Origin of the sequence: Acinetobacter sp. ME22, from assembly GCF_022012315.1 — a bacterium.
Lineage (GTDB): Bacteria > Pseudomonadota > Gammaproteobacteria > Pseudomonadales > Moraxellaceae > Acinetobacter > Acinetobacter brisouii_A.
On record NZ_JAKLTL010000034.1, the window covers coordinates 1 to 1,684 of the forward strand.

A 1,684-nucleotide genomic window follows, 5' to 3' on the forward strand; every position below is an offset into this window, starting at 1 on the left:
AAGCCTCGGACGGCACAGAACAACGGACTCCACTCAAGGACAAAGCTCGGCAAACGCTGAGCTTTTCTTCTTTAAGCATACGTCAAACCATCGCTCAGCAGTTCAATGTGCAATGGGGTGGCATTCGTCAGCTTTGGGCTGTGCCACTGTATCAAGAACGTCAACTGGTCGGTGATGTGAATAGCGATTTTATTGCCTGCAACACGAGCATTTATGATTTTCGGGATAACTCACTGGCACTGCTGAAGAATGATGCGGGGATCAAACTGCTGGAAATTGTTGAAGTGCAGTCCACAGGTTTACAGCTCAGTGAAAGTGTCAGTTTTGACAATGCCAAGCTTTATCCTGTGCGGGTCTGTTTTATCAGTGGAGACATCACTCGCAATATCAGCGGTGTTCATGCATTCATGTCGGTGGATTTTATCGTAATCGATGAACCTGTCATTGAACCTGAAACGCCCGAGCAGTTTTTAGACGATGATCTGTATTTCTTTGCACTGACCTATTCGGGGGATGCCATGCAAGCCACCATCAGCCAGCAACAGAATATTTTGGACAATGAAATAGGCGATATTTACCAGAGTACAGACTGGAATTTTGCCCGCTATGGCAAACCGTATCGGGCAGTCTTAAAAGGGCAGCAGCGGATTCATGACTATAAGAATTTCCTGTTTCGTCGCCAAGGTCGTTATCGACCATTCTGGCTGCCAACGTATGAATCCAATTTACGCAGTAAAAGCACGGGAATTGTGACAGACACCTTATTTGTCGAGGTTGATCAATACAAACAGCTTGCCGATCAGCGTCAGCATATTGCGATCAAGTGTGATGGTGTTTGGACAGCACACACAATTACCGCATCAAGCTTTGTCTCAGCCTCTACCGTGCAACTGACACTCACACCTGCTTTGGATAAGGCTGCATCGAGTATTCAACGCATTTCATATTTGGGTTTGCATCGCCTTGATGCGGATAGTGTGACCCTGAACTATCAGGGCGCGGGAATGGTTGAAGTCTCTGTGCCGATTCTTGAACTGGAGGTTTAAATGTTTGGACTTTTTGGGGAAAGAACCCGACGAGAGTTGTACACCTTTGTGCGTGGCTCAGAAATCTTTCGATATACATCGGGTGATCAGGCCATCACAGTGGGTGGAGTCAATTGGGACAAATTAACAATCAAACGTGGCTCAATCAGTTCCAGCAGTGATCTGGAAAAAAATACCTTGGAAGTGACCTTTGCCGCCGATTCAGAATTTGCCCAAAGCTGCCTGCGTTCAGCCCTTGAAACGGTCACCTATATCACTCTGAATAAATATCAAAACAGTTGCTTATCCATGCTCTGGCAAGGACGTTTGACCTCGGTGAAACCTGACGATGCCACGATTGTTTTAAGCTTTGAAAGTGATTACACCAGTCTGGCACGTGCAGGCGCACGCTATAAATATCAGCGTACCTGTGCGCATGCCTTATATGGTGATGGTTGCAAACTGGATCAAGACGCATGGGCGATTGCAAGCACCATCCAGTCGGTTGATGGTGTGACAGTGGTGTTACGTGGACTGGAATCCTATGCCGACAACTATTTCATGTTGGGCATGCTCAAGAGCAGTAATGGTGTCTATATCTCAATTGAAGCCAGTACTCAAAATACAATGACCATGATTCGGCGGCTGGATTCTTTATC

The 1,684-nt window shown here is 46.5% G+C and carries 2 protein-coding genes; both read left to right on the forward strand.

Annotated elements, in window-relative coordinates; all coding sequences use genetic code 11:
- Window positions 1–1,046, forward strand: a 1,046-nt coding sequence (locus tag LVY74_RS17540) for a hypothetical protein (protein WP_237816138.1), incomplete at its 5' end; no start/stop codon positions are given.
- The coding region (locus tag LVY74_RS17545; protein WP_237816139.1) for a baseplate hub domain-containing protein at window positions 1,047–1,684 on the forward strand (638 nt) is incomplete at its 3' end.